The organism is Maribellus maritimus (assembly GCF_022267315.1).
GTDB classification, from domain to species: Bacteria; Bacteroidota; Bacteroidia; order Bacteroidales; family Prolixibacteraceae; genus Draconibacterium; species Draconibacterium maritimum.
In genome coordinates this window covers 1-7,071 of record NZ_JAIKLE010000080.1, presented here as the reverse complement: position 1 = coordinate 7,071, position 7,071 = coordinate 1, and the positions used below count along the sequence as shown (strand labels likewise).

Here is a 7,071-nt window from a genome sequence, read left to right as displayed (position 1 = left end):
AAAAATATTCTTTAGCTTTAAAACGTTGAAAACTAAAAACTAAATTCAGACTTGTCTTCGAAACCCAACATAACACTGAAAAAGGATATTCACCGGAAACAGAATGTAATACGAATTGAATTTGAATATAATTCCAAATTAAATTACTTATTAAAAACAGCCACTCAAGCAAAATGGAGCCGTACAATGAATTGCTGGTATCTGGTAAAAAATAATTTTGAGCTGAATCCATTCTTTGAAATCTTAAAAAATCATGCTTATATCGATTATTCTGCACTGAGAAAAAGTTTTGAAATTGTTAACCAGGAATCAATAGAAAATGATTATTCTTTCCGTTCACAAACTAAATTACCAAAAGGTTACAGAGAAATATTAAAGCAGAAGCGTTATAGCGAAAATACCATCCGAAGTTACACCGCTTATTTTAAAGATTTTGTCCATTATTTCCGGGATTCCGAGCTTAATGAGATAACACAGGAACAAATAAACTATTATATATTGGAATTAGTTCAAAATCATCAAATATCGGCAAGCCAACAGAATCAAAGAATAAATGCCATTAAATTTTATTATGAAAAAGTGCAAAGAGGCGATCGCCGCCTGTATTCGATTGAACGTCCACGAAAATCAAAGCGTCTGCCCAAGGTACTTAGCAAGGAAGAGATTCAACAAATTATTATGCAGTGTAATAACTTAAAGCATAAATGTATATTGTCATTAATCTATTCTGCCGGTCTCAGAAGAAGCGAGTTGCTCAGTATAAAGCTAACTGATATCCATTCTGACAGAGGAATGATTAGAATTGAAGCAGCAAAAGGACAAAAAGATCGATACTCTTTACTATCCGTTTCATTGCTAAAATTACTGCGAATTTATTATAAACAATATCGGCCAAAATATTGGTTATTTGAAGGCCCTGTTCGGGGAGAAGCTTATAGCTCAAGCAGTATTAGTAAAATATTAACTGAGGCTACCTATAAAGCAGGTATTCGGAAACGGGTTACACCGCATATGTTACGGCACTCGTTTGCAACTCATTTACTGGAACAAGGAACTGATCTACGCTATATACAGGAACTATTGGGACACGGTTCATCTAAAACAACCGAAATTTATACTCATGTTTCTAAACGATACATGGAAAAGATAAAAAATCCTCTGGATGATATTTTTGCCAATTCAACATAATAGGTGTTATTATACCAACCTTAGTAAGGGTATAACATTACCTTAAAAAATGAGATAAGAAAAATAACATCACCTGGTGATGATGCACACACGTTATGCTTCATATAAACAAACAGTTACTGCATGAAAATTGAGTTTTTAGGACATGGACTTCATAATTCTGCCATCAATACAGTTGGAGACTGGCTATGCAGTACATTTAAGGATAAGGACTATTCTTCTTTTATTGGATTTTCTGCTTTTACAAAAATGTCTGGGATAAATAGGATAAGGGAAGAATTAATGATTGCTAAGCAAAATTATAAAAGATTAAAATTTGTTTTAGGCATTGTAGAGAGAGGAACTTCAAAAGAAGCCCTTCAGTTTCTTATTGACAGTGAAATAGAGACTTGGGTATATTGTGCAGACAATAAAATTATGTTTCACCCAAAAATATATTATTTTTCTGGTAAACATAACTCACGGTTTATATTAGGTTCGTCTAATCTAACGGGAGCTGGACTATTTGATAATATCGAAGCATCTACACTATTTGAGTTTTCAAATAGAGATGCTACTGGCAATAAATTTATCAGACAGTTTTCAAATTATTTCAATTCTATACTTGATGGGAAACATGATGATTTACAGTTGCTAACATCAGACGTATTGCAGGATTTAATTGATTCTGGGTTTGTTGTTGATGAAAACAAAACAAAAGATGATTTTGATTACAATAAAAACAAAGAGTTATTTTCAAAAAGGAAAAAACTAAAAATAGATAAAGACGAAATAGGAAATCAGACTTCAATTTTAAATCCTCATAATCATGCATCTTCTCATAAACTACCAGATATTGAAAGCAAAGATTATCTAAATTGGTGGGAGGAAATGTTCGCCTTATTTTTAGAACATAAAAATGAGTTCTCAGATAGAGGTGAACGGTTTAGCGTGACTGTTTCTAGAGATTATAAAATATATTCGTTGTATAGATGGTATCGAATTCAAAAAGTTCTTTTTAAAGAGAATAAACTTCCAGAAAATCATAAAAAACGTTTGGAGAATGAGAAGTTTTATTTCAAAGATGCTCACAAATTATGGCAGGAGTATTTGGAGGAACAAAAACTTGAGATTTTATTGGAAGCTTTAATTGCAGGAGAGAACGTAAAGGCAAATCATCGATATTCATTCAAAGGACATAGAATTGGAACTTGGTTAGTTGGAGTAAGTCAAGCAAATCGAAAAGGGAAAAAACTAGAATTAAGAAAGCAAATCAAAGATTTGGGGTTTGATTTTACTGCAACTAGCAGAAATCCTATTGATACAGCAAAGAGGTTTGTTTCAGACTTATTAAATTCAGAGAATCCAGATAAAGCTAATTTTCAAAACCGTTTCAATAGTGTAATTAGAGAAAGACTAGATGAGATTCCCGAAGATATACAACAAGATATTGTAGATTCATGGTTCTTACAATTCGATGAAGAAAGACCTTTGGGTAAAATACGCGAAAGGCAAAAAGACAGAACATCAGAATGGAAGGAATTCAGATATAATAATCCTGACAATACAGAGGGAAAGTGGTTTGGGACTTTTAATCAAATGGGTGATTTATATAGTTGGGTTAGGCAAAAAAGAGAAACTAAATCAAGGATGGATTTAGTCAAACATCATTTTTCCACAAAAGAAAAATCTGAATTAAGATTAGAGGGATTCCCGATATGAAAAATAAATACGAAGCATAACATTTTATAAATTCAACTGTGGTTTCAGTGCTTAATTTCAGCCTTTCAGCCCGTCTAAATTTTGTACGTATGCGGACTGGAAACTGCCACGCAATCCACAGCTAAACTTATAATTTACCGTTGTGGGCAAGTGTAAAAACACCAGGTTTAGTAAAAAGAAATTTGAAATGAATATTAGAGAAGAATTAGATAAAATATGGACTAAAGATTACATTAATAGTTTACCTAAATTTGTAGCCGAAAGAGGTTTTGTTTATTCAAAAAATGATAAAGAAAAAGATATTCTAATTACAGGAATTAATCCATCTTTCAGACAAGGAGCAGATTTGATTTCTTATGATTTTGACTTTGGAAAAACTTTAAATGAAACGAAATGGGATAATTATTGGGGACCTTTGAAAAAGATTGTATTTGATTGTGACAATGGAATAGATTTGAAAAACAGAACATCGTACATAGACATTTTTTACTTTAGAGAAAAAGAGCAGAAACAATTAAAAAATGGGATTCTAAAAAATACAAGAGGAATAGAGTTTTTAGTTGACCAATTGAATATTACCCAATACATAATTGAAGAAATAATAAAGCCTAAAGTTATTATTGTGAAAAATAAAGAATCTGCCGCTTATTGGGGAAAGTTAGCAGAACAAGGAATTATATGGATGGGGTACAAATTTGAATATTTAGAAAGCTTTAATTGTGGCGAACTATTTGAAATTTCTGGATTAATTGATTCGCCAGAAAGAATTAGTGACAAAAATAAGACAAATTTAAAAGGCTCGTTAATTTTATTTTCAGAGCATATTTCGCAATATACGAAAAGAGAAAAACGACCAACAGCTCTTCTAATCAATGAATTATTAGAGAAATATACTAAACGGAGAACAGGAATAGAAAACACCAGCCCACAACATTTTGTATAAGTAATGGCAGGCAAAGTGCTAAATATCAAGGTTTATAGCCCGCTCAAACTGCGTAGCGGTTTGACAGGAAAGTGCCACGCAATCTGCCACTACTCATACAATTTACCGTTGTAAACCATTTAAAAAGAAGATGCTAATTAACAAACTCAAATATTTTCAAATTATTCTATTCCTCTCTCTGTGGACAATAATTGGCTGTAACTCGACAGATAAGAAAGAACAGACTGCGACTGAAGAAAAAGAAGAGAATACTGAAAACACCATTAACGATAGTTCAGATATTGAAAATGAAAAAAGTCCATTAAAAGACACAGCAATTATTGACACTCTGGAACTGATTGTTGTTCAGTGTGCAAATGGATATGAATATGCAATGCACAATTACGACTTCAATCCCGTTATTGAGACTGAGCTTAATAAGTTCAAAAACATAAAGGTTAAACCATTTCCGTATAAAGCACTTATGGGTGTTTCTTATCAAGGAGTATTTGACAAAAAATACTGCCCTCCTATTATTGAAAAGGTAGACGTTGACTATTTAATTCTAACACGCTTTGACAAAAGATATGACGAACTAAACAGTAGTCAAATGAAATGGGGGTATGAATTGAAAATAGTTAACACAAAGACTTTAGAACAGGTAAGCACAATTAATGCCTATGACCTTAATGATTACTCAGAAATCGAAAAGCACATTAAAAAGAATATTAAAACGCTTAAAACTGACATTGAAAAATTGAAATAAAAACGGTTTACAACAACGCATATAGCTTATGGCGGGTGAACGGCTGCCAGCAAGGCTTTCGCTTTGTAGCCAGCTTTGGTTTCGGTGGACAGGAAAGTGCTTTGAAACCGCCACAAGCCATATGCAAACCGTTGTGCATAATTTTAGGAAGCGCCCTGCAATAAAGTAAAATATGATAAGATGAATAAGCAATTAAACAGCAAATTTGAAATAAGACTTGATTTTAAACGAGATACTGAAAATCCAAGTCGTTTATTCAGGTCATTTGCTGAAATGATTGAAGGTATCAATAACCTAGACTATTTAATTGCAGAAAGTGTAAATACTAAAGTTAAATCCAAAATTTTTCTCGATGATATAGAAAAAGGTTCACTGATTGGACGTTTTTGGAATGCATTGGTGATTAGTGAAGATGGACAAATTGATAATTCACCAAACGAGGATAAAATTGAAGAATATATTGAGGAATCTCGTGCGGAAACATTGAAATTCATTGCAGAAAAGAAATCAAGTGTTCAAGACTTAGAACATTTAAAAGGAAATTTATCAAAAATTGCGGAAGACAAGAATTTAAAGGATACATTTAATTACGCAGAACCCGATATCTTAAAGCTTGCAAAATCTGTTAATACAATAAATGATTCGACCGAAAATCTAAACGCTAATGAATCATTTGAATTAAAAAGTGCAAACACAGAAGTTAAGGAAATAAAATCAGGTGCTCCCAAGATTGATATTGATGCTGTAGAGGAAGCATTGACCGAAAATGAAATCATTAATGAATCAGAACTTTTCTATTTAATTAAAAAGCCCGATTTTCTTGGGGATTCTGCATGGGGATTTAAACATGGAAAAAAATCAGTAACGGTAAAGATTTTAGACCAAGATTGGTTGGACGAGTTTCATTCAGGTAAAGTAATTGTTGTTCCAGGAGATTCTTTACAGGTTCTGGTGAGACAAACTTCAAACTACAATAGAAATGGCTACTTGATTTCTGAAAAATTTGAGGTAATTGAGGTTAAAAATATTATTCATAACTCATAAACATGAAAATCGATAAAACAATAAAATATATCTTGACATCAGAGTTTTTATTCACTCTATTGCCAATAATAATTTTGCTAATTGTAAGAAGTTACGAAAGCAATTTTTCTGCCATTTTTTATAATACAGAGTGGTCTATAATTGCACTTATTTTGTTTGGTCAATCCATAGTTAAATTCTCATCAGGTATAACAAACTCAAAAGAGAAATTTCGGTGGCAACTTGTAGCATTAGTGATATCAATAATAATTATATTCGGTCTTATACCATCAGCAATAATTCTGGTCTTAAATTTAAGTAGTAAGACCTTGTCAAATGGAACTTATATAGCACAGATTATTCTGTTTATTATAAGTAGTTTGACTTTTTTTATTGTTGGAGCTTTAGGTCAGAAAATGCTAGATGAATAAAAAACTATGCACAACATTTTGTATAAGTAATGGCAGGTAAAGTGTTAAATATCAAGGCTTGTGGTCCCGCTCAAACTGCGTAGCGGTTTGACAGGAAACTAGCACGCAATCTGCCACTACTCATACAATTTACCGTTACCAACAAGTTAAAAAAAGCAGCACATGAGGATACTTTACATTGTTATAATTGGAATATTACTTAATTCTTGTGCATCAAATAAAATTGAAAAACTTGACAAAATGAAACAAATGGAATTTAATCAAGTCGTTGACAATTTTATGAGAAACATATATTATGAGGGTTTTGTCGTTCAACTTCAAACAAAACCTATATTTAATATACATCCATTTTACATTAAATATCCAGATGCTCAGAATGAAAAATACCCTCCTCCTCCAACAGAAAAAATAATTTATTCAAAGGACTTTTTTAATACACTTGTTACTGATAGCATAATTGACTCGATAGACGCACAATTCATGTATGCTTCAATCGATTCGACTCTTTCTTTTAATATTGATACTTCTTCAAGTAACGAGACTTTTATAAAACAAGAAAAATTAGATTCAATATTTAGCGATGTTTCCTCTGATGGATATCAAACACTGATAAGAATGTATAATATTGATAGTTATTTGACATTTAGCACACCAATATTTAACGAGAATCTTACAAAAATGATAATAACCGTAGAATATTATTGTGGAGCTCTTTGTGGAGAAGGACGTGTGTTCTTCTTATCAAAACAAAAAAATAAATGGGACATAATCGATTCAAAAAGTACATGGATTAGTTAAGAAAAATAAAAACAAAAAACCAGTTGGTAACACAGTACATATTGCAGTGCGGGGTTCGGTGGTACGCCATCTGCGGATTCCCGTTTCGCAGTTCCGTGTCCTTCGGACAGGAACGCTCTTCGAAATCCGCCCCGACAATATGTACCAACCGTTATGGCACATATTAAAAACTGCAATCAGACAATTACGAGATGAATAAAATGTTTATAAATACGAAAGACTACTTATTGAAAAACACTTGG

General features: G+C 32.1%; 7 protein-coding genes. All 7 read left to right on the top strand.

What is annotated here, in order from left to right; all coding sequences use genetic code 11:
* Positions 1 to 186: 186 nt before the first annotated feature.
* Positions 187 to 1,188 carry a tyrosine-type recombinase/integrase gene (locus K5G00_RS28520; RefSeq protein ID WP_238769900.1) on the top strand — a complete coding sequence of 334 codons (1,002 nt, stop codon included), beginning with the start codon at positions 187 to 189 and terminating at the stop codon, positions 1,186 to 1,188.
* Positions 1,189 to 1,311: 123 nt separating this feature from the next.
* Entirely contained in the window at positions 1,312 to 2,889 is a 1,578-nt protein-coding gene (locus K5G00_RS28515) for a phospholipase D family protein (protein ID WP_238769899.1), read from the top strand.
* A gap of 187 nt (positions 2,890 to 3,076) precedes the next feature.
* Positions 3,077 to 3,832: a hypothetical protein gene (locus K5G00_RS28510; RefSeq protein WP_238769898.1), complete on the top strand. Its 756-nt coding sequence runs from the start codon at positions 3,077 to 3,079 to the stop codon at positions 3,830 to 3,832.
* Between the two features lie 130 nt (positions 3,833 to 3,962).
* Positions 3,963 to 4,577 (top strand): hypothetical protein, encoded by a 615-nt coding sequence (locus K5G00_RS28505; RefSeq protein ID WP_238769897.1) that lies wholly within the window; start codon positions 3,963 to 3,965, stop codon positions 4,575 to 4,577.
* 180 nt (positions 4,578 to 4,757) lie between these two features.
* A complete protein-coding gene (locus K5G00_RS28500; RefSeq protein ID WP_238769896.1) occupies positions 4,758 to 5,621 on the top strand; it encodes a hypothetical protein in 864 nt (287 codons plus the stop codon).
* 2 nt (positions 5,622 to 5,623) lie between these two features.
* The gene (locus tag K5G00_RS28495; RefSeq protein ID WP_238769895.1) at positions 5,624 to 6,031 is read left to right on the top strand and encodes a hypothetical protein; all 408 of its coding nucleotides are present in this window, start codon (positions 5,624 to 5,626) and stop codon (positions 6,029 to 6,031) included.
* 162 nt (positions 6,032 to 6,193) lie between these two features.
* Positions 6,194 to 6,829 carry a hypothetical protein gene (locus tag K5G00_RS28490; protein WP_238769894.1) on the top strand — a complete coding sequence of 212 codons (636 nt, stop codon included), beginning with the start codon at positions 6,194 to 6,196 and terminating at the stop codon, positions 6,827 to 6,829.
* The last annotated feature ends 242 nt before the right edge of the window (positions 6,830 to 7,071 follow it).